15 protein-coding genes, 3 tRNA genes and 3 rRNA genes are annotated in these 22,274 nt (G+C 53.2%); 15 read left to right on the forward strand and 6 right to left on the reverse strand.

Annotated elements, in window-relative coordinates; translation table 11 throughout:
• Window positions 1-136: 136 nt before the first annotated feature.
• Window positions 137-1,066 (forward strand): ribokinase, encoded by a 930-nt coding sequence (gene rbsK, locus FOB24_RS01680; RefSeq protein ID WP_038635803.1) that lies wholly within the window; start codon window positions 137-139, stop codon window positions 1,064-1,066.
• 3 nt (window positions 1,067-1,069) lie between these two features.
• Entirely contained in the window at window positions 1,070-2,062 is a 993-nt protein-coding gene (gene rbsR, locus FOB24_RS01685) for a ribose operon transcriptional repressor RbsR (RefSeq protein ID WP_087857265.1), read from the forward strand.
• Here rbsR and mdtD read toward each other — a convergent pair.
• The gene (mdtD, locus tag FOB24_RS01690; protein WP_150344448.1) at window positions 2,028-3,455 is read right to left on the reverse strand and encodes a multidrug transporter subunit MdtD; all 1,428 of its coding nucleotides are present in this window, start codon (window positions 3,453-3,455) and stop codon (window positions 2,028-2,030) included. The genes rbsR and mdtD overlap by 35 nt on opposite strands.
• 1 nt (window position 3,456) lies before the next feature.
• The gene (locus FOB24_RS01695) at window positions 3,457-4,161 is read right to left on the reverse strand and encodes a FadR/GntR family transcriptional regulator (RefSeq protein WP_038635812.1); all 705 of its coding nucleotides are present in this window, start codon (window positions 4,159-4,161) and stop codon (window positions 3,457-3,459) included.
• 454 nt (window positions 4,162-4,615) lie between these two features.
• On the opposite strand from FOB24_RS01695, the gene FOB24_RS01700 reads away from it, so the two are divergent.
• The 6 genes from FOB24_RS01700 to FOB24_RS01725 all read left to right on the forward strand — a co-directional run bounded on the left by FOB24_RS01700 (window position 4,616) and on the right by FOB24_RS01725 (window position 9,903).
• Window positions 4,616-6,155: ribosomal RNA gene (locus tag FOB24_RS01700) — 16S ribosomal RNA — on the forward strand.
• A gap of 85 nt (window positions 6,156-6,240) precedes the next feature.
• A tRNA-Glu gene (locus FOB24_RS01705) sits at window positions 6,241-6,316 on the forward strand.
• A 209-nt stretch (window positions 6,317-6,525) separates the two neighbouring features.
• Window positions 6,526-9,430 (forward strand): 23S ribosomal RNA (locus FOB24_RS01710).
• 98 nt (window positions 9,431-9,528) lie between these two features.
• Window positions 9,529-9,644, forward strand: a 5S ribosomal RNA gene (gene rrf, locus FOB24_RS01715).
• The 16S, 23S and 5S rRNA genes sit together here with 3 tRNA genes alongside, the layout of an rRNA operon.
• Before the next feature lie 54 nt (window positions 9,645-9,698).
• Window positions 9,699-9,775 (forward strand) — tRNA-Asp (locus FOB24_RS01720).
• A gap of 52 nt (window positions 9,776-9,827) precedes the next feature.
• Window positions 9,828-9,903: transfer RNA gene (locus FOB24_RS01725), tRNA-Trp, on the forward strand.
• Window positions 9,904-10,002: 99 nt separating this feature from the next.
• Here FOB24_RS01725 and hdfR read toward each other — a convergent pair.
• Window positions 10,003-10,848: an HTH-type transcriptional regulator HdfR gene (hdfR, locus tag FOB24_RS01730; RefSeq protein ID WP_087856748.1), complete on the reverse strand. Its 846-nt coding sequence runs from the start codon at window positions 10,846-10,848 to the stop codon at window positions 10,003-10,005.
• Window positions 10,849-10,954: 106 nt separating this feature from the next.
• On the opposite strand from hdfR, the gene maoP reads away from it, so the two are divergent.
• Entirely contained in the window at window positions 10,955-11,293 is a 339-nt protein-coding gene (gene maoP / locus FOB24_RS01735; protein ID WP_003018025.1) for a macrodomain Ori organization protein MaoP, read from the forward strand.
• A gap of 25 nt (window positions 11,294-11,318) precedes the next feature.
• On the opposite strand, the gene FOB24_RS01740 is transcribed toward maoP, so the two are convergent.
• Window positions 11,319-12,839, reverse strand: a complete 1,521-nt coding sequence (locus FOB24_RS01740) for a YifB family Mg chelatase-like AAA ATPase (RefSeq protein ID WP_038634615.1) — start codon at window positions 12,837-12,839, stop codon at window positions 11,319-11,321.
• 352 nt (window positions 12,840-13,191) lie between these two features.
• On the opposite strand from FOB24_RS01740, the gene ilvL reads away from it, so the two are divergent.
• The 6 genes from ilvL to ilvA all read left to right on the forward strand — a co-directional run bounded on the left by ilvL (window position 13,192) and on the right by ilvA (window position 19,842).
• A complete protein-coding gene (gene ilvL / locus FOB24_RS01745) occupies window positions 13,192-13,290 on the forward strand; it encodes an ilv operon leader peptide (protein ID WP_001311244.1) in 99 nt (32 codons plus the stop codon).
• Window positions 13,291-13,429: 139 nt separating this feature from the next.
• Window positions 13,430-15,076, forward strand: a complete 1,647-nt coding sequence (gene ilvG, locus FOB24_RS01750; RefSeq protein ID WP_150344449.1) for an acetolactate synthase 2 catalytic subunit — start codon at window positions 13,430-13,432, stop codon at window positions 15,074-15,076.
• Window positions 15,073-15,336 (forward strand): acetolactate synthase 2 small subunit, encoded by a 264-nt coding sequence (gene ilvM, locus FOB24_RS01755; RefSeq protein WP_038634609.1) that lies wholly within the window; start codon window positions 15,073-15,075, stop codon window positions 15,334-15,336. Before ilvG ends, ilvM begins: the two co-directional genes overlap by 4 nt.
• Before the next feature lie 17 nt (window positions 15,337-15,353).
• Entirely contained in the window at window positions 15,354-16,283 is a 930-nt protein-coding gene (locus tag FOB24_RS01760; RefSeq protein ID WP_003829030.1) for a branched-chain amino acid transaminase, read from the forward strand.
• 158 nt (window positions 16,284-16,441) lie between these two features.
• Window positions 16,442-18,292, forward strand: coding sequence for a dihydroxy-acid dehydratase (gene ilvD, locus FOB24_RS01765; protein ID WP_038634606.1), 1,851 nt, complete (start codon window positions 16,442-16,444; stop codon window positions 18,290-18,292).
• A gap of 5 nt (window positions 18,293-18,297) precedes the next feature.
• Complete coding sequence (ilvA, locus tag FOB24_RS01770) at window positions 18,298-19,842, forward strand: threonine ammonia-lyase, biosynthetic (protein WP_038642902.1); 1,545 nt, start codon at window positions 18,298-18,300, stop codon at window positions 19,840-19,842.
• Window positions 19,843-19,904: 62 nt separating this feature from the next.
• Here ilvA and fabV read toward each other — a convergent pair whose 3' ends face one another.
• Window positions 19,905-21,098, reverse strand: coding sequence for an enoyl-ACP reductase FabV (fabV, locus tag FOB24_RS01775; RefSeq protein ID WP_038634603.1), 1,194 nt, complete (start codon window positions 21,096-21,098; stop codon window positions 19,905-19,907).
• 175 nt (window positions 21,099-21,273) lie between these two features.
• Window positions 21,274-22,176 carry an HTH-type transcriptional activator IlvY gene (gene ilvY / locus FOB24_RS01780; protein ID WP_038634600.1) on the reverse strand — a complete coding sequence of 301 codons (903 nt, stop codon included), beginning with the start codon at window positions 22,174-22,176 and terminating at the stop codon, window positions 21,274-21,276.
• Window positions 22,177-22,274: the final 98 nt, after the last annotated feature.

Raw genomic sequence — 22,274 nt, forward strand, 5'->3', positions numbered from 1 at the left:
GATTCAGGTCGCTCGCGGCCTGATGGAGACATAAATACGCCATCCCTGGGCCTGGTTCTAAGGATGAAAGCGTAAAAAGAAAAGCAGGGCACGCGCCACCCTAACCCGGTGGCGCACTTTACTGGACACTCCGAACATGAAAACCGCAGGCAACCTCGTTGTTCTTGGCAGCATCAATGCCGATCACATCCTCAACCTTAAATCTTTCCCAACGCCTGGTGAAACCGTAACCGGTAGCCATTATCAGGTCGCATTTGGCGGAAAGGGCGCTAATCAGGCTGTTGCTGCGGGTCGTAGTGGCGCGAACATCGCGTTTATTGCCTGTACGGGTGACGACGATATTGGCGAAAGTGTGCGTAAACAGTTGGCCAAAGATAATATCGATATTGCGCCGATCAGCGTCATTTCGGGGGAATCGACCGGTGTGGCACTGATTTTTGTGAATGGTGATGGCGAGAACGTTATTGGCATTCACGCCGGAGCGAACGCAGCTCTTTCTCCTGCACTGGTGGAAGCGCAGCGCGACCGCATTGCGCATGCCTCCGCCTTACTGATGCAGTTAGAGTCGCCGATCGAAAGCGTGCTGGCTGCGGCAAAAATTGCGCAGCAAAATAAGACCACGGTCGCCCTTAACCCGGCTCCGGCGCGTGAACTTTCTGACGAACTGCTGGCGCTGGTGGATATTATTACCCCGAATGAAACCGAGGCTGAGAAGCTGACGGGGATCCGGGTTGAAAACGATGAAGATGCGGCCAAAGCGGCGCAGGCATTACACGCGAAAGGGATCCATACTGTATTGATTACTTTAGGTAGTCGCGGAGTGTGGGCCAGCGTGAATGGTGAAGGTCACCGAGTGCCTGGTTTTAAAGTGGACGCCGTTGATACCATCGCTGCCGGGGATACTTTTAACGGCGCGTTAATTACAGCGTTACTGGAAGAGACACCGCTGCCTGAAGCGATCCGTTTTGCCCATGCAGCTGCGGCGATTGCGGTTACCCGTAAAGGTGCGCAGCCTTCCGTTCCATGGCGCGAAGAAATAGAAGCGTTTTTAAGTCAACAGAGGTAACGCTTGGCTACAATGAAGGACGTCGCCCGCCTGGCGGGTGTTTCTACGTCGACGGTTTCTCACGTCATTAATAAAGATCGCTTTGTCAGTGAGTCTGTCACTGACAAAGTTGAAGCGGCAATTAAAGAGCTTAACTATGCGCCCTCCGCACTGGCGCGTAGTCTCAAGCTAAACCAGACCCGCACCATTGGCATGTTAATCACTGCCAGTACCAATCCTTTTTATTCCGAGCTGGTTCGTGGCGTTGAACGTAGCTGTTTTGAACGCGGTTACAGCCTGGTGTTATGCAATACCGAAGGCGATGAACAGCGAATGAACCGCAATCTGGAAACGCTGATGCAAAAACGGGTGGATGGCTTGCTGCTGCTCTGCACCGAAACGCACCAGCCTTCCAGAGAGATAATGCAACGCTATCCTTCTATTCCTACCGTAATGATGGACTGGTCGCCCTTTGATGGCGAAAGCGATTTGATTCAGGATAACTCTCTGTTAGGCGGGGACTTAGCCACTCAGCATCTTATCGATAAAGGTTTTACGCGCATTGCCTGTATTACCGGGCCGCTGGATAAAACACCGGCGCGTTTACGTCTGGAAGGATATCGGGCGGCCATGAAGCGAGCGGGCTTGCCGGTCCCGGAAGGTTACGAGATCACCGGTGACTTTGAGTTCGGCGGTGGTTTTGAAGCTATGCAAACGTTGTTGTCACATAAACAGCGACCGCAGGCCGTTTTCACCGGGAACGACGCAATGGCCGTCGGAGCGTATCAGGCATTGTATCAGTCAGGATTGCGCATTCCGCAGGATATGGCGGTGGTGGGTTATGATGATATCGAACTGGCACGCTATATGACGCCGCCGCTGACGACCATCCATCAACCCAAAGATGAATTGGGCGAGCTGGCCATCGATGTGTTAATCCACCGGATGGCGCAGCCCGCATTGCAGCAACAACGCCTGCAACTTACTCCTGTTTTGATGGCGCGGGGGTCGGTTTAGGCTTGTGCCGATCTTTGATCAGGTTACGTCCGTCTTTGGCTTTTAGCAGCATAAACATCAGCGCAGAGACAATAGTGATCGCGCCCATGGTTATAAAGGTGTAATGGAACTGTTCAACCGTATTAGTACCTTCCATACCTTCATAGACACGCAGGACGGCTGCGCTGATAGCGACCCCTAAACTGATCGACAGTTGTTGCGTAACGGCCAGCACGCTGTTACCGCTGCTGGCGTTCTCATCGGTCAGGTCCGCCAGAGTGATGGTATTCATTGAGGTAAACTGGGTGGACATCGCCATACCTAAAATAAACAACGGCAGGATCAGCATCCAGACCGGCATAGCAGGGGATTGCAAAGCGAATTGCGCAATCATCAGGCCGATAAACACCGTAACACCCACCAGTGTCGTTCTGTAGCCGAGTCGGCGTAGCACCTGCGTCACCATTGATTTTGCCAGTATTGATCCCAGCGCCGTTGGCGCCATCATGCAACCCGCAATTAACGCCGGATATCCAAAGCCTACCTGTAGCATCAGCGGCATTAAGAACGGCACACATCCTGTACCCAGACGCGTGGCAAGGTTTCCAGCGATCCCAACGGAAAAGGTTCTGGTCTTAAATATGGGAAGCGATATCAGCGGCGTTGGGTGACGACGCGCGTGACGAATGTAGGCAAGTAGCAACAGAATACTGGTCACAATAATGCTGAGTGCGACCCAGGTAGCGACAAGCTTCTCACCAAACAGCTCAACACCACTGGAAAACAACACCAGGCTCAGGCCAAAGAGGAAGAAACCTGTCATATCAAAGCCGCGGCGCGGCGTGGTGAAGTTCGGCATATATTTGCGTGCATAGAAGATACCCGCCACGCCTATGGGAATATTAATCAGGAAAATCCAGTGCCAACTGGCCCACGTGACCAGAACCCCGCCCAATACCGGACCTAAAATTGGGCCCACAAGTCCAGGCATGGTCACGAAGTTAAGCACAGGGAGTAGTTCGCTGCGCGGGTAAGCTCGCAATAAAGCCAGACGGGCAACAGGCATCATCATCGCGCCGCCGATGCCCTGGATGACGCGGAAAACTACCAATTCACTTAAGGAACTGGATAGCGCACAAGCCAGCGAGCCCAGCGTAAACAGGCTTACGGCAATCATAAAGACGCGTCGGGTACCGAACCTGTCTGCCAGCCATCCACTCACCGGGATCAGCATGGCGACCGTCAGGGTGTAACTGATAATAGCCGACTGCATGGCGAGTGGAGAGCGGTTAAGGCTGTGCGCTATTGCGGGTAAAGCGGTATTGAGGATAGTGGCGTCTAATGCCTGCATAAAAAAGGCCATGGCTGCTATCCATGGCAGCCCGGCCATACTGCGAGATTTCTTTTCTGACATATTATTTATCCGGTAGCACGTTCGGTGCTATCAGCAATGCCTGACAGGCGGTGAAGGCGCGATCGCCATCGCTATCCTCTATTGCATCGACAATAGCCTGGTGCAAATCCAGCTTCACCACATCGTTATAGGTAATAGAGGTAAAGTAGGTCTGGTAGACGGAATGGAACAGTGATGCAAAGGAGATAAGGAACGGATTCGCACTCATTTCATAGATGTGCTCATGCCAGGCGATATCAACTTCTATCCAACGCTCGCGCCGGAAATTTCTTTTCAACTCGACCATCTCTTCCATCAGTGTATTGAGATGCGCTTTTTGTTCTGCCGTACCGATAGTCGCCGCCAGTAAACAGGCCTGAGGCTCCAGACTGATGCGCATCACCAGAAAATGTTTTATGACCTGAGGGAAATTATCTTCCGTCATCCACCAGGTAAGCAGCTCCTGGTCGAGGAAGTTCCAGTTTGCCTGAGGCATGACGCGAGTGCCAATACGCGGGCGCGGTAATACCATACCTTTTGCCGTTAACGTTTTTACCGCTTCTCTTACTGCGGTACGACTCACGCCAAACTGATCGCCCAGCTCTATTTCACCGGGCAGGATAGCTCCCGGCGCGTATTCACCTTTTAAGATTCGCTGAGCCAACTTTTCGGCCAGAACGTAGGACAGATTCTTCTGTGCGGCTAGCTGTTGGGCATTTAAAGGCATGAATGTTATTCCTTACTCTTTCTCTTATTCATTAGTATGCCACCAGGTAGTGTGATTGCGGCTGCAAAAACGGCAAATTGCTTATTTTATGGCATGTTAATGGTTGTTTTGGTGAAAAAGTGTGCATTCGGAAAGTTATTTTAAATTTCCCCTTGTCAGCCTGAAATAACTCCCTATAATGCGCCTCCACTGACACGGAACAACGGATTACACGCCGCCGGGTCAGCGGAGAAAAGCGTAAATAAACGCTTGACTCTGAAGCGGGATAGCGTAATATGCACACCCCGCGCCGCTGAGAAAAAGCGAAGCGGCACTGCTCTTTAACAATTTATCAGACAATCTGTGTGGGCACTCGAAGATACGGATTCTTAACGTCGCAAGACGAAAAATGAATACCAAGTCTCTGAGTGAACACGTAATTCATTACGAAGTTTAATTCACGAGCATCAAACTTAAATTGAAGAGTTTGATCATGGCTCAGATTGAACGCTGGCGGCAGGCCTAACACATGCAAGTCGAACGGTAGCACAGAGAGCTTGCTCTCGGGTGACGAGTGGCGGACGGGTGAGTAATGTCTGGGAAACTGCCCGATGGAGGGGGATAACTACTGGAAACGGTAGCTAATACCGCATAATGTCGCAAGACCAAAGAGGGGGACCTTCGGGCCTCTTGCCATCGGATGTGCCCAGATGGGATTAGCTAGTAGGTGGGGTAACGGCTCACCTAGGCGACGATCCCTAGCTGGTCTGAGAGGATGACCAGCCACACTGGAACTGAGACACGGTCCAGACTCCTACGGGAGGCAGCAGTGGGGAATATTGCACAATGGGCGCAAGCCTGATGCAGCCATGCCGCGTGTATGAAGAAGGCCTTCGGGTTGTAAAGTACTTTCAGCGAGGAGGAAGGCATTAAGGTTAATAACCTTAGTGATTGACGTTACTCGCAGAAGAAGCACCGGCTAACTCCGTGCCAGCAGCCGCGGTAATACGGAGGGTGCAAGCGTTAATCGGAATTACTGGGCGTAAAGCGCACGCAGGCGGTCTGTCAAGTCGGATGTGAAATCCCCGGGCTCAACCTGGGAACTGCATCCGAAACTGGCAGGCTAGAGTCTTGTAGAGGGGGGTAGAATTCCAGGTGTAGCGGTGAAATGCGTAGAGATCTGGAGGAATACCGGTGGCGAAGGCGGCCCCCTGGACAAAGACTGACGCTCAGGTGCGAAAGCGTGGGGAGCAAACAGGATTAGATACCCTGGTAGTCCACGCCGTAAACGATGTCGACTTGGAGGTTGTGCCCTTGAGGCGTGGCTTCCGGAGCTAACGCGTTAAGTCGACCGCCTGGGGAGTACGGCCGCAAGGTTAAAACTCAAATGAATTGACGGGGGCCCGCACAAGCGGTGGAGCATGTGGTTTAATTCGATGCAACGCGAAGAACCTTACCTACTCTTGACATCCAGAGAACTTAGCAGAGATGCTTTGGTGCCTTCGGGAACTCTGAGACAGGTGCTGCATGGCTGTCGTCAGCTCGTGTTGTGAAATGTTGGGTTAAGTCCCGCAACGAGCGCAACCCTTATCCTTTGTTGCCAGCGATTCGGTCGGGAACTCAAAAGAGACTGCCAGTGATAAACTGGAGGAAGGTGGGGATGACGTCAAGTCATCATGGCCCTTACGAGTAGGGCTACACACGTGCTACAATGGCATATACAAAGAGAAGCGACCTCGCGAGAGCAAGCGGACCTCATAAAGTATGTCGTAGTCCGGATTGGAGTCTGCAACTCGACTCCATGAAGTCGGAATCGCTAGTAATCGTGGATCAGAATGCCACGGTGAATACGTTCCCGGGCCTTGTACACACCGCCCGTCACACCATGGGAGTGGGTTGCAAAAGAAGTAGGTAGCTTAACCTTCGGGAGGGCGCTTACCACTTTGTGATTCATGACTGGGGTGAAGTCGTAACAAGGTAACCGTAGGGGAACCTGCGGTTGGATCACCTCCTTACCTTAAAGAACCGACCTTTGCAGTGCTCACACAGATTGTCTGATGAAAAGTGAATAGCAAGGCGTCTTGCGATTGAGACTTCAGTGTCCCCTTCGTCTAGAGGCCCAGGACACCGCCCTTTCACGGCGGTAACAGGGGTTCGAATCCCCTAGGGGACGCCACTTGCTGGTTCGTGAGTGAAAGACGCGTACCCTGATATCTCAAAACTCATCTTCGGGTGATGTTTGAGATATTTGCTCTTTAAAAATCTGGATCAAGCTGAAAATTGAAACGACACACTGTGTCTGTTCTCCGTAATAAGAACAGATAAAAGGTGTGTTCGAGTCTCTCAAATTTTCGCAATCAGAAGTGAAACATCTTCGGGTTGTGAGGTTAAGCGACTAAGCGTACACGGTGGATGCCCTGGCAGTCAGAGGCGATGAAGGACGTGCTAATCTGCGATAAGCGCCGGTAAGGTGATATGAACCGTTATAACCGGCGATTTCCGAATGGGGAAACCCAGTGTGATTCGTCACACTATCGTTAACTGAATACATAGGTTAACGAAGCGAACCGGGGGAACTGAAACATCTAAGTACCCCGAGGAAAAGAAATCAACCGAGATTCCCCCAGTAGCGGCGAGCGAACGGGGAGCAGCCCAGAGTCTGAATCAGCATGTGTGTTAGTGGAACGGTCTGGAAAGTCCGACGGTACAGGGTGATAGTCCCGTACACAAAAATGCACCTGTTGTGAACTCGAAGAGTAGGGCGGGACACGTGGTATCCTGTCTGAATATGGGGGGACCATCCTCCAAGGCTAAATACTCCTGACTGACCGATAGTGAACCAGTACCGTGAGGGAAAGGCGAAAAGAACCCCGGCGAGGGGAGTGAAAAAGAACCTGAAACCGTGTACGTACAAGCAGTGGGAGCACCTTAGGGTGTGACTGCGTACCTTTTGTATAATGGGTCAGCGACTTATATTCTGTAGCAAGGTTAACCGTATAGGGGAGCCGAAGGGAAACCGAGTCTTAACTGGGCGTTAAGTTGCAGGGTATAGACCCGAAACCCGGTGATCTAGCCATGGGCAGGTTGAAGGTTGGGTAACACTAACTGGAGGACCGAACCGACTAATGTTGAAAAATTAGCGGATGACTTGTGGCTGGGGGTGAAAGGCCAATCAAACCGGGAGATAGCTGGTTCTCCCCGAAAGCTATTTAGGTAGCGCCTCGTGAACTCATCTTCGGGGGTAGAGCACTGTTTCGGCTAGGGGGTCATCCCGACTTACCAACCCGATGCAAACTGCGAATACCGAAGAATGTTATCACGGGAGACACACGGCGGGTGCTAACGTCCGTCGTGAAGAGGGAAACAACCCAGACCGCCAGCTAAGGTCCCAAAGTCATGGTTAAGTGGGAAACGATGTGGGAAGGCACAGACAGCCAGGATGTTGGCTTAGAAGCAGCCATCATTTAAAGAAAGCGTAATAGCTCACTGGTCGAGTCGGCCTGCGCGGAAGATGTAACGGGGCTAAACCATGCACCGAAGCTGCGGCAGCGACACTATGTGTTGTTGGGTAGGGGAGCGTTCTGTAAGCCGTTGAAGGTGGCCTGTGAGGGTTGCTGGAGGTATCAGAAGTGCGAATGCTGACATAAGTAACGATAATGCGGGTGAAAAACCCGCACGCCGGAAGACCAAGGGTTCCTGTCCAACGTTAATCGGGGCAGGGTGAGTCGACCCCTAAGGCGAGGCCGAAAGGCGTAGTCGATGGGAAACAGGTTAATATTCCTGTACTTGGTGTTACTGCGAAGGGGGGACGGAGAAGGCTATGTCGGCCGGGCGACGGTTGTCCCGGTTTAAGCATGTAGGCGGAGGTTCCAGGTAAATCCGGTACCTTTTAACGCTGAGGTGTGATGACGAGGCACTACGGTGCTGAAGTGACAAATGCCCTGCTTCCAGGAAAAGCCTCTAAGCATCAGGTAACACGAAATCGTACCCCAAACCGACACAGGTGGTCAGGTAGAGAATACCAAGGCGCTTGAGAGAACTCGGGTGAAGGAACTAGGCAAAATGGTGCCGTAACTTCGGGAGAAGGCACGCTGATAGGTAGGTGAAGTGATTTACTCATGGAGCTGAAATCAGTCGAAGATACCAGCTGGCTGCAACTGTTTATTAAAAACACAGCACTGTGCAAACACGAAAGTGGACGTATACGGTGTGACGCCTGCCCGGTGCCGGAAGGTTAATTGATGGGGTTATCCGTAAGGAGAAGCTCTTGATCGAAGCCCCGGTAAACGGCGGCCGTAACTATAACGGTCCTAAGGTAGCGAAATTCCTTGTCGGGTAAGTTCCGACCTGCACGAATGGCGTAATGATGGCCAGGCTGTCTCCACCCGAGACTCAGTGAAATTGAACTCGCTGTGAAGATGCAGTGTACCCGCGGCAAGACGGAAAGACCCCGTGAACCTTTACTATAGCTTGACACTGAACACTGGTCCTTGATGTGTAGGATAGGTGGGAGGCTTTGAAGTGTGGACGCCAGTCTGCATGGAGCCGTCCTTGAAATACCACCCTTTAATGGCTGGTGTTCTAACGTGGGCCCGTAATCCGGGTTGCGGACAGTGTCTGGTGGGTAGTTTGACTGGGGCGGTCTCCTCCCAAAGAGTAACGGAGGAGCACGAAGGTTAGCTAATCCTGGTCGGACATCAGGAGGTTAGTGCAAAGGCATAAGCTAGCTTGACTGCGAGAGTGACGGCTCGAGCAGGTGCGAAAGCAGGTCTTAGTGATCCGGTGGTTCTGAATGGAAGGGCCATCGCTCAACGGATAAAAGGTACTCCGGGGATAACAGGCTGATACCGCCCAAGAGTTCATATCGACGGCGGTGTTTGGCACCTCGATGTCGGCTCATCACATCCTGGGGCTGAAGTAGGTCCCAAGGGTATGGCTGTTCGCCATTTAAAGTGGTACGCGAGCTGGGTTTAGAACGTCGTGAGACAGTTCGGTCCCTATCTGCCGTGGGCGCTGGAGAATTGAGGGGGGCTGCTCCTAGTACGAGAGGACCGGAGTGGACGCATCACTGGTGTTCGGGTTGTCATGCCAATGGCACTGCCCGGTAGCTAAATGCGGAAGAGATAAGTGCTGAAAGCATCTAAGCACGAAACTTGCCCCGAGATGAGTTCTCCCTGAGACTTTGAGTCTCCTGAAGGAACGTTGAAGACGACGACGTTGATAGGTCGGGTGTGTAAGTGTAGCGATACATTGAGCTAACCGATACTAATGAACCGTGAGGCTTAACCTTACAACGCCGAAGGTGTTTTGGCGGATTTGAGAAGACAGATTTTCAGCCTGATACAGATGACATTAACCGGCGAAAAGCGGGTTAATAAACAGAATTTGCCTGGCGGCTGTAGCGCGGTGGTCCCACCTGACCCCATGCCGAACTCAGAAGTGAAACGCCGTAGCGCCGATGGTAGTGTGGGGTCTCCCCATGCGAGAGTAGGGAACTGCCAGGCATCAAATTGCAGTAAGCCGGGATGAAAATCCGGGTGGTGACAAAGAAATTCGGTGGAGCGGTAGTTCAGTTGGTTAGAATACCTGCCTGTCACGCAGGGGGTCGCGGGTTCGAGTCCCGTCCGTTCCGCCACTTATTAGAAAATTAAGCCTGCTACTAAGCAGGCTTAATGATAAAAAAATTTAGGGGCGTAGCTCAGTTGGTAGAGCACCGGTCTCCAAAACCGGGTGTCGCGAGTTCGAGTCTCTCCGCCCCTGCCAGAAACAATCCTTAGCATCCTTGCTAAGGATTTTTTTTATCTGCAATTTGAGCTGTGCCTTTCTGCTGTATTACTTCCGGCATCCTTGCCAGTGCTTTCTTTAATCTTCCAGAATACTTGTTCTTAGCAGATCGCAAATAAGGGCATGTTTGTCGCTGTTTTGCAGCCAGACTGCATATAAAGGACGTGAGAGCGTTGTGCTGTCGGTAACCGTGTGTAGATCGCTTTTGGCTTTAGCCCAGTTAACGGGCAACCAACTAAAGCCCTTAAGGACAGAAAGTTGCTGCCTGGCCAGTTCTGCCGAACTGGTGGTAAGTACCGGCACTTCATCCCCCGCGATCAGTCCTGCTTCGTGTTGTTGAAAATCGGGTCCCCATTCCAGGCGTAGGTAATTCAGTTCATCTTTGGTTTGTGAAGGTGAACTGCAATAGAGCGCCAGCGTGAAATATCCCAACAGTTGGCTGCTAAATTCGTCCATTTTGGGCGTTTCGGTGGTGATCAGCAGATCAAGCTGTCGTTCATGTAGCTGCTTTACTAACGACTGCCGTTGAGCGATTCTCGCTTCAAACTGCAGGCTGGTTTGTGGTTCCTGTGACTGATACAAACGCCTTAACCAGTCATTAAGCATACATTCCCAAAGGGATGCGCTGGCACCAATTGAAAACTCGTTATGCCGCGAGGTATTCGCGACCTCCTTGCGCGCTGCTTGCCATGTGTTCATCAGCGTTTCAGCGTAAGGCAATAATTTCTCACCCGCCGCGGTTAAACGGATATTGTTTCTGTGTCGGGTGAACAGATTTACACCCAATTGATTTTCCAGTTGTCTGATCCGAAAACTAACCGCCGATTGGGTCAGATAGAGCGCTTCAGCAGCCCTGCCAAAGTGGCGTGTCCGGCTAACCTCCAGGAAAGTTTTTAACAATTCCGTATCCACAACTCGCTCCATAAAATTATTTGTCGTGATGATTTAAATCTTTTGTTTGACGCTCTGTCAAGCGTAACTAATACTCCGCGCCATAAATAGCTCGGCCAAAGAATTAGGAGCGTGCAGGATGGCGGAAAGCTTTACGACGACTAATCGATATTTCGACAATAAATATTATCCCCGCGGATTCTCCCGTCATGGTGATTTCACCATTAAAGAAGCACAACTGCTTGAGCGTCACGGTTATGCTTTCAACGAGCTGGATCTGGGCAAACGTGAGCCGGTAACGGAAGAAGAAAAACTGTTTGTTGCGGTATGCCGTGGTGAACGTGAACCGGTTACCGAAGCCGAACGCGTATGGTCTAAGTATATGACGCGTATTAAGCGTCCAAAACGTTTCCATACGTTGTCTGGTGGGAAACCTCAGGTGGAAGGTGCAGAAGACTACACCGAATCTGATGATTAATAAAAAAAGGGCGAAAGCCCTTTTTTTATGTCAGTAGTTTCTGCAAATGAATGAGTAACCTGTCTATCGCCCTATACCCAACGGCCTCCTGCAAGTGCTGACGGGTAATATGATCACATTGCTCGAGATCCGCGATGGTTCGGGCGACCTTTATCAATCGCAGCCAGGCGCGGATAGACAATCCGAGATGCGCTAATGTCTCTTCAAGCCACTGCGCATCATCACTGCGAAGTCGGCAATATTCATGTATATCCTGACTGTCCAGATGCGCGTTTAACTTATTTTGCCGCCGATACTGACGCTCTTGTGCGGCGATAACGCGTTGCTTCACCGTTGCACTATCTTCCCCTTTCATCGCACTCTGGCTGAGTATGCCTGGCGGAGGCAAAGGGATTTCGAGGGAGAGATCGAAACGGTCAAGAAACGGTCCTGATAATCGATTGAGGTAACGCAGCGTCTGCTCTGGGGTGCAGCGGTTATGGTTCCCCTGATAATGACCCGTTGGGCTTGGATTCATTGCAGCAATGAGTTGAAAGCGTGCAGGGTAGGTTATTTTAGCCCGAGTGCGGGATAAATGGATCTGCCCGGACTCGATAGGTTCACGCAGGGCATCCAACGTACGTCGCTCAAACTCAGGTAATTCATCCAGGAATAGTATGCCGTTATGCGCCAGAGAGATCTCTCCCGGCGCAGGAATAGACCCGCCACCTACCATGGCGGTTAATGAAGCACTGTGATGCGGTGAGCGAAAGGGGCGCTGCTTCCACTGTTTTTGTATCGTAGTGGAATTGACCAGGCTGAGTATCGCAGCACTTTCTAGTGCCTCATCGTTGCTAAGCGGCGGGAGTAGTCCTCTGAGGCGACTGGCCAGCATGGTCTTTCCCGTCCCCGGAGGGCCGATAAGCAGCAGGTTGTGACCGCCAGCCGCAGTGAGCTCCAACCCGCGTTTGCCTTGTTCCTGACCGATGACATCGCTCAGATCATCGGCTAATGGCTCTGGCGTGAAGTCTGCAGATAACGGTCTGTCTAAATCATGCTTCCCTTCGAGAAATGCGCATACGGACTGTAGGTGATCGGCAATCAGACACCCTTCACCATGTATCAGTCCAACTTCAGCGGCATTCTCTTTTGCGACAATAATTCTCCTGCCTGCTCTTATTGCTTCGGTTGCGCTTGAAATCGCTCCTGGAACGCCGCGTAGCGTGCCTGTAAGCGCTAATTCGCCTACCAGCTCGTAGGTATCGAGATTATGGGCTGTAAGCTGCTCAGAAGCGGCCAGAAGCGCAACTGCGATAGGTAAATCATATCGCCCTCCTTCTTTGGGAAGATCGGCAGGAGCGAGGTTAATGGTTATCTTCTTCGCCGGGAATTCATACCCACTATTAATAATCGCACTGCGAACCCGATCGCGGGCCTCTTTCACCGTTGTTTCTGGCAATCCCACCATGGTTAAACCAGGTAGACCATTGCTGATATGTACCTCAATGGTAATGGCTGGCGCATTCACGCCAAGCGCGGCGCGTGTATGAACAATCGATAGTGACATAACCCCTCCTGATGAAGGCATTATGCGGTAATGCATCACAGCAAAATTTAACTTTATCGCGGATTTTAGGTGCTGATTCACGTATTTTTCTGCAAATTAAATCTTTTGCATGAAACCAGGGATAACGCTCGCAAACGTATTTATGAGGTGTTGTCGCGGGGGAGTGTGTGCTCAAGCATGACCTGAAACGTGAAATATTTTCATTTTTTAATTTTTTATATAAAAAACAAGGCGATTTATCAAAACCGTTACCGGGCTCAGAAAAACGAATAAAAAAAATTCTTGTGTTATTTGCAAATTCTATGGTAACTCTTTAGGTATTCCTTCGAACAAGATGCAAGAAAATATAAAAATGACAGCCCTTCTACGAGTGATTAGCCTGGTCGTGATTAGCGTGGTGGTGATTATTATCCCACCGTGCGGGGCTGCACTTGGACGAGGAAAGGCTTAGAAAACAAGCCTTAACGAACTAAGACCCCCGCACCGAAAGGTCCGGGGGTTTTTTTTGACCTTAAAAACATACACGAGGAGCAGAAAGTGAACGGTAGCATAAAATTCTGTTTCTCAAGATTTACGGCGGGGATGTAACTATGAATGGGGCACAGTGGGTGGTACATGCGTTGCGTGCACAAGGGGTTCAAACCGTCTTTGGTTATCCCGGTGGCGCAATTATGCCGGTTTATGATGCGTTATATGACGGCGGCGTAGAACACCTGTTGTGTCGACATGAGCAGGGCGCGGCGATGGCGGCGATTGGTTATGCTCGTGCTACGGGTAAAACCGGTGTTTGTATCGCTACGTCCGGCCCAGGCGCGACCAACCTGATCACCGGTCTTGCCGATGCGCTGTTAGATTCTGTCCCCGTTGTGGCGATCACCGGCCAGGTTGCATCACCTTTCATCGGAACGGATGCGTTCCAGGAAGTGGACGTTCTCGGTATGTCTCTGTCTTGCACCAAGCACAGTTTCCTGGTGCAGTCACTGGAGGAACTGCCGCGCATCATGGCAGAAGCTTTCGACGTGGCGAACTCTGGTCGTCCGGGCCCCGTTCTGGTCGATATCCCAAAAGATATCCAGTTAGCCAGCGGTACGCTGGAACCGTATTTCACGACCGTCGGAAACGTAGAGACTTTCCCACATGCTGACGTTGAGCAGGCGCGTAAAATGCTGGCTCAGGCGCAAAAACCCATCCTGTACGTAGGTGGTGGCGTGGGTATGGCGCAGGCGGTCTCTGCCCTGCGTGAGTTTATCGCGCTTACCCAAATACCGGTCGCTTGCACGCTGAAAGGCCTGGGCGCAGTAAACGCGGACTACCCGTACTATTTGGGCATGCTGGGAATGCACGGTACTAAGGCGGCGAATTTCGCGGTGCAAGAGAGTGATTTACTGATCGCAGTGGGCGCACGTTTTGATGACCGGGTAACCGGTAAGCTGAATACTTTCGCGCCTAACGCCAGCGTCATCCATATGGATATCGACCCGGCAGAAATGAATAAGCTGCGTCAGGCACACGTCGCGTTGCAGGGCGATTTAAATTCGCTGTTGCCGGCATTACAACAACCGCTGAAGATCGACGTATGGCGTCAGTCCTGTGCAGAGCTGCGCGCAGAACATGCCTGGCGCTATGATCATCCGGGTGACGCTATCTACGCGCCGCTGTTGTTAAAACAGCTGTCTGAACGCAAACCCGCTGATAGCGTGGTGACGACGGATGTTGGTCAGCATCAAATGTGGTCCGCACAGCATATGACCTATACCCGCCCGGAAAATTTCATCACCTCCAGCGGTTTGGGTACGATGGGCTTTGGCCTGCCAGCTGCTGTTGGCGCGCAGGTGGCTCGTCCGAACGATACGGTAATCTGTATCTCCGGTGACGGTTCTTTCATGATGAATGTACAAGAACTGGGCACCGTAAAACGCAGGCAGTTGCCGCTGAAGATAGTCTTACTCGACAACCAGCGCTTGGGCATGGTGCGACAATGGCAGCAGCTGTTTTTCCAGGAACGTTATAGCGAAACCACCCTTACCGATAACCCCGATTTTCTCATGTTGGCCAGCGCCTTCGGCATACCTGGTCAGCACATCACCCGTAAAGACCAGGTTGAAGCGGCACTCGACACCATGCTGAACAGCGAGGGGCCATACCTGCTTCATGTCTCAATCGACGAACTTGAGAATGTCTGGCCTCTGGTGCCGCCTGGCGCCAGTAACTCAGAAATGCTGGAGAAATTATCATGATGCAACATCAGGTCGCCGTTGAGGCTCGTTTCAACCCGGAAACGTTAGAACGTGTTTTACGCGTGGTACGCCATCGTGGTTTTCAGGTGTGCTCCATGAATATGGCAGCCGCCAGCGATGCGCAGAATATAAATATCGAATTGACCGTTGCCAGCCCCCGGTCGGTCGACTTACTGTTTAGTCAGTTAAGTAAGCTGGTAGACGTTGCACATGTTGCTATCTGCCAGAGCACAACCACATCACAACAAATCCGCGCCTGAGCGCAAAAGGAAGAAAAATGACGACGAAAAAAGCTGATTACATTTGGTCTAATGGCGAGATGATTCGTTGGGAAGACGCGAAGGTTCACGTGATGTCCCACGCTCTGCACTACGGTACTTCTGTATTTGAAGGCATCCGTTGCTACGATTCTCACAAAGGGCCGGTGGTGTTCCGTCATCGTGAACATATGCAGCGTCTGCGTGATTCAGCCAAGATCTACCGTTTTCCGGTCTCTCAGAGCGTTGATGAACTGATGGAAGCCTGCCGCGAAGTGATCCGCAAAAACAACCTGACCAGCGCCTATATTCGTCCGCTGGTATTTGTTGGCGATGTCGGGATGGGCGTTAACCCGCCAGCGGGTTACACCACTGATGTGATCATCGCCGCGTTCCCGTGGGGGGCATACCTCGGCGCAGAAGCGCTGGAACAGGGGATCGATGCGATGGTTTCTTCCTGGAACCGCGTTGCGCCGAACACCATCCCTACGGCTGCTAAAGCGGGCGGTAACTATCTGTCTTCGCTGCTGGTGGGTAGCGAAGCGCGTCGTCATGGTTATCAGGAAGGTATTGCGCTGGACGTGAATGGCTACATTTCCGAAGGCGCGGGCGAGAACCTGTTTGAAGTTAAAGACGGCATTCTGTTTACCCCGCCATTTACCTCTTCCGCGCTGCCGGGTATCACCCGTGATGCCATCATTAAACTGGCGAAAGATCTTGATATCGAAGTGCGTGAGCAGGTGCTGTCCCGTGAATCGCTGTACCTGGCCGACGAAGTGTTTATGTCCGGTACCGCGGCGGAAATCACGCCAGTACGCAGCGTAGATGGTATTCAGGTAGGCGAAGGCCGCTGCGGCCCGGTCACCAAACGCATCCAGCAGGCCTTCTTTGGCCTCTTCACCGGTGAAACGGAAGACAAATACGGCTGGTTGGATTCAGTAAACCAATAACAATATTAATATTTCCCCAAAATAATTCACGTTGCAGGAAGACGGCAACGCAGCAAGTCCCAGGAGCTTATTGTAGTAAGTGACTGGGGTGAGCGAGGCAGCCAACGCACCTGCGGCGTGAAGTATGCAGGGGAAAGACAGACGGGAGTTAATCAAGCATGCCTAAGTATCGTTCTGCCACCACCACCCACGGCCGCAATATGGCGGGTGCCCGCGCACTGTGGCGCGCCACCGGGATGACCGACGCCGACTTCGGCAAGCCGATTATCGCTGTGGTGAACTCCTTTACCCAGTTCGTGCCGGGTCACGTACACCTGCGCGATCTCGGTAAGCTGGTTGCCGAACAAATCGAAGCCTCAGGCGGTGTGGCGAAAGAGTTCAACACCATTGCGGTGGATGACGGTATCGCTATGGGCCACGGGGGCATGCTTTATTCACTGCCGTCCCGCGAGCTGATCGCCGACTCCGTTGAGTACATGGTTAACGCCCACTGTGCCGACGCGATGGTCTGCATCTCCAACTGCGACAAAATCACCCCCGGTATGTTAATGGCCTCGCTGCGTCTTAATATTCCAGTGATCTTCGTCTCTGGCGGTCCGATGGAAGCCGGGAAAACCAAGCTTTCCGACAAAATCATCAAGCTCGACCTGGTTGACGCGATGATTCAGGGCGCAGACCCGAAAGTCTCCGACTCGCAGAGCGAGCAGGTTGAACGTTCCGCCTGTCCGACCTGCGGCTCCTGCTCCGGGATGTTCACCGCCAACTCGATGAACTGTCTGACCGAAGCGCTGGGCCTGTCACAACCGGGCAACGGCTCGCTATTGGCCACTCACGCCGACCGTAAAGAGCTGTTCCTCACCGCAGGTCAACGCATCGTTGAGCTGACCAAACGTTATTACGAGCAGGATGATGCCTCGGCGTTGCCGCGCAACATTGCCAGCAAAGCAGCGTTTGAGAATGCCATGACGCTGGATATCGCGATGGGTGGTTCCACTAACACCGTTCTGCATCTGCTGGCGGCGGCGCAGGAAGCGGAAATCGACTTCACCATGAGTGATATCGACAAGCTGTCTCGTAAAGTGCCGCAGCTGTGTAAAGTGGCGCCAAGTACGCAGAAATACCATATGGAAGACGTTCACCGCGCCGGCGGCGTCTTGGGCATTTTAGGTGAGCTGGATCGTGCTGGGCTGCTGAACCGCAACGTGAAAAACGTCCTTGGTCTCTCTCTGCCGCAGACGCTGGAGCAGTACGACATCGCCGTGACCCAGGATGAGGCGGTCAAAAAAATGTTCCGCGCTGGTCCGGCGGGCATCCGCACCACCCAGGCGTTCTCGCAGGATTGCCGTTGGGATACGCTGGATGACGATCGCGCCGAAGGCTGTATCCGCTCGCTGGAGCACGCTTACAGCAAGGATGGCGGTCTGGCGGTGCTGTACGGCAACTTCGCGGAAAATGGCTGTATCGTAAAAACCGCAGGTGTTGACGACAGTATTCTCAAATTTACCGGCCCGGCGAAAGTCTACGAAAGCCAGGACGAGGCGGTTGAGGCTATCCTCGGCGGTAAAGTGGTCGAAGGCGACGTGGTGGTGATTCGCTATGAAGGGCCGAAAGGCGGACCGGGCATGCAGGAAATGCTCTATCCAACCACCTTCCTGAAATCGATGGGCCTCGGTAAAGCCTGTGCGCTGATCACCGATGGCCGCTTCTCCGGCGGCACCTCCGGCCTGTCTATCGGCCACGTTTCCCCGGAAGCGGCCAGCGGCGGCAACATCGCGATCATCGAAGACGGCGATATGATTGCTATCGATATCCCGAATCGCGGTATTCAACTGCAACTGAGCGATGCGGAAATCGCCGCCCGTCGTGAAGCGCAGGAAGCCCGCGGCGATCAGGCGTGGACGCCGAAGAACCGTGAGCGTCAGGTCTCCTTTGCCCTTCGCGCCTATGCCAGTCTGGCCACCAGTGCCGACAAAGGCGCGGTGCGCGATAAATCGAAGCTGGGAGGTTAATGACCATGGCGGATTCACAACCCTTGTCCGGTGCCCCTGAGGGCGCCGAGTATCTCAGAGCGGTGCTGCGCGCGCCGGTTTACGAAGCGGCGCAGGTAACGCCGCTACAAAAAATGGAAAAACTCTCTTCGCGCCTCGATAACGTGATTCTGGTCAAGCGCGAAGACAGACAGCCGGTGCACAGCTTCAAGCTGCGCGGGGCCTACGCGATGATGGCAGGCCTGACTGAAGAGCAAAAAGCGCATGGCGTCATTACCGCATCGGCAGGTAATCACGCCCAGGGTGTGGCTTTCTCCTCTGCGCGATTAGGCGTGAAGGCGCTGATTGTGATGCCGGTGGCGACCGCAGATATCAAAGTCGACGCCGTTCGCGGCTTCGGCGGTGAAGTTCTGCTGCACGGCGCTAACTTTGATGAAGCCAAAGCCAAAGCGATTGAGCTTTCCCGGCAGCAGGGCTTTACCTGGGTGCCGCCGTTTGATCACCCGATGGTGATTGCCGGGCAGGGCACGCTGGCGCTGGAGTTACTTCAGCAGGATGCTCACCTTGACCGCGTGTTTGTGCCGGTGGGTGGTGGCGGGTTAGCGGCGGGCGTGGCGGTGCTGATTAAACAGCTGATGCCGCAGATCAAAGTGATCGCTGTCGAAGCCGAAGATTCAGCCTGCCTGAAAGCGGCGCTGGATGCCGGTCATCCGGTGGATCTGCCACGCGTAGGTCTCTTTGCTGAAGGTGTGGCGGTCAAACGCATCGGCGATGAAACCTTCCGTCTGTGCCAGGAGTATCTCGACGACATTATCACAGTCGATAGCGACGCTATCTGCGCGGCGATGAAAGACCTGTTTGAAGATGTACGCGCGGTGGCGGAACCTTCCGGGGCGCTGGCGCTGGCGGGTATGAAGAAATACATCGCCCAGCACAATATTCGCGGCGAACGTCTGGCGCATGTGCTGTCCGGCGCTAATGTGAACTTCCATGGTCTGCGCTACGTGTCCGAACGCTGCGAGCTGGGCGAACAGCGCGAGGCGCTGCTGGCGGTGACGATTCCGGAAGAGAAGGGCAGCTTCCTGAAGTTCTGCCAACTGCTGGGCGGGCGTTCGGTGACCGAGTTCAACTATCGCTTTGCTGACGCCAAAGATGCCTGCATCTTCGTGGGCGTGCGGCTGAGCCGTGGCGTTGAGGAGCGCAAGGAAATCCTTAGCCTACTCAAAGACGGCGGTTACAGCGTGGTGGATCTGTCAGATGATGAAATGGCCAAGTTGCATGTGCGCTATATGGTCGGCGGCCGTCCTTCTAAGCCGTTGCAAGAGCGCCTTTATAGCTTTGAGTTCCCGGAATCACCGGGCGCGCTGCTGAAGTTCCTCTACACCCTGGGAACGCACTGGAATATCTCGCTATTCCACTACCGTAGCCACGGTACCGACTATGGCCGTGTACTGGCGGCGTTTGAACTGGGCGAGAATGAACCGGACTTTGAAACCCGGCTCAATGAACTGGGCTATGAGTGCCACGACGAGACGAATAACCCGGCGTTCCGCTTCTTCCTGGCGGGCTAACGGCGGCCATAAAAAAAGGGTTCATGGAGACATGAACCCTTTTTTACATCTGAATCAGAGAATTACAGCGTGATCACTTCGAATTCAACTTCGGTGTTCACGTCCGCATCGTAATCCACACCGTCGAGGGCAAAACCGAACAGGTTCAGGAATTCCTGCTTGTAACCTGCATAGTCAGTTTCCTGCGTCAGGTTTTCGGTGGTGATCAGCGGCCACAGGTCGCGGCAGGCTTGCTGAATATCGTCACGCAGTTCCCAGTCATCCATACGGATGCGTTGATTGTCATCCAGCGCCACTTTATCGCCGTACAGGCTGGTGGTCATCAGACGGTTGATCTGCTCGATGCAACCTTCGTGAATGCCTTGCTCTTTCATCAGCTTGAAGACCATAGAGATGTACAGCGGCATCACCGGAATAGCAGAAGATGCCTGCGTGATAACCGATTTCAGGACGGCAACGTTAGCGGAACCGTTGAGCGGTGCCAGCTGCTTACGCAGTTCACCCGCCGCGCGGTCGAGGTCTTCTTTCGCTTTGCCCAGCGCGCCGTGCCAGTAGATTGGCCAGGTCAGGTCGGTACCGATGTAGGAATAAGCCACGGTTTTCACGCCGTCAGCCAGCACGCCTGCTTCGCTCAGCGCACCCATCCACAGTTCCCAGTCTTCGCCGCCCATGACGGTAACGGTGTTCTGAACTTCTTCTTCGGTTGCCGGCTCAATGCTGGCGGTGATGATCTGATCTTTGTTGGTATCAATCGCTTTAGAGGTGTAAACCTCGCCGATCGGCTTCAGCGCAGAACGAACGATTTCGCCTGTTTTCGGCATTTTACGCACCGGGGACGCCAGTGAGTAAACCACCAGGTCGATCTGGCCCAGATCTTCTTTGATCAGTTTGATAACTTCATCGCGGCACTCGTCAGAGAACGCGTCGCCGTTGATGCTTTTGGAGTACAGACCTTCACGTTTGGCAGCCTCATCGAAGGCGGCAGAGTTATACCAGCCCGCGGAACCTGGTTTGGTTTCCGTGCCCGGTTTTTCAAAAAATACGCCGATAGTGGCGGCACCGCTGCCAAAGGCGGCGGAAATTCTGGATGCCAGGCCGTAACCGGTGGAAGCACCGATCACCAGCACGCGGGAAGGACCGTTCTCAATTTTCCCGTTTTGCTTAACGTACTCGATCTGTTTTTCCACATTGACTTTGCAGCCAGTCGGATGGGTCGTTGTACAGATGAATCCACGAATTTTTGGTTTGATTATCATAATGATGGCTAATTAAGTTTGTATTTTCGCTGTCAAGTGCGCAATGACACCGTCTGTTCTGGCTTGCTTAACGACATGGTTAACAAGCCCCCCACATCTATTATGGCACGGGACATTATACAGAAAAGGAGTGCCAATACTGAATCTACCACTGATTTTAGGCCAGACGCTGACGCTACTCGGCGATTTTACGCTCCAGCACAATCTTCCAGAAGGCATCGATCAGCGGCTCATGCAGCCGCTTTTTCGGCGCGCAGACGCCCAGTTCAAACGGCGTTTTTTCGTCGCTGCGCTCTAAAATCATCACGCGATTGCGCACCGGCTCCGGGCTGTTTTCCAGCACAACTTCCGGCAGCAGCGCCACGCCGCAGCCTAGCGCTACCATCGAGACCATCGCCTCATGGCCGCCGACGGTGGCGTAAATCTGCGGGTTACTGATTTTGTGGCGACGGAACCACAGCTCAATGCGACGGCGCACCGGCCCCTGGTCGGCCATGATAAACGGCACGGTTGACCAGTCGGGCTTATCGACGGAAACCTGATTGCGCACCGGGCAGGGCAGCGCCGGGGCGATCAGCACCACCGCCAGATTCTCCAGCATGGAAAACGCCACCGCGCCGGGCAGCGTTTCCGGCTTACCGGCAATCGCCAGATCGGCCTCGCCGGTGACCACTTTGTCCATGGCGTCGGCGGCGTCGCCGGTGGTGAGCTTAATTTCGACGGAGGGATGCTCGGCGCGAAAACGATCGAGAATCGGCGGCAGATGGCTATAAGCCGCCGTCACCGAACAGAAAATGTGCAGTTCACCAGAAAGTGATGGCCCCTGCTGATCGAGGGTGTGGCGCAGTTGCTGATACTGCAACAACGTTTGCTGGGCAAATACCCGCAGTTCTTCCCCTGCTTCGGTCAGCGTGACCGTGCGGTTATCACGCACAAACAGCGCCTGACCGAGGTCCTCTTCCAGCCGCTGAATTTGCCGGGAGAGCGTGGAGGGGCTGACGTGCATCGCCCGCGCGCTGCGGCCAAAGTGGCGGCTTTCCGCCAGATGCAGGAAGGTTTTCAGATCGCGTAAATCCACCGATTTCACCTCACGGCTTTACATTGCAGAAATTGCAACATGACGTTGTGAATATATCAATTTCCGCAATAAATTTCCTGTTGTAATGTGGGTTTACT

This window comes from Citrobacter werkmanii (assembly GCF_008693645.1).
In the GTDB taxonomy this organism is placed as follows: Bacteria; Pseudomonadota; Gammaproteobacteria; order Enterobacterales; family Enterobacteriaceae; genus Citrobacter; species Citrobacter werkmanii.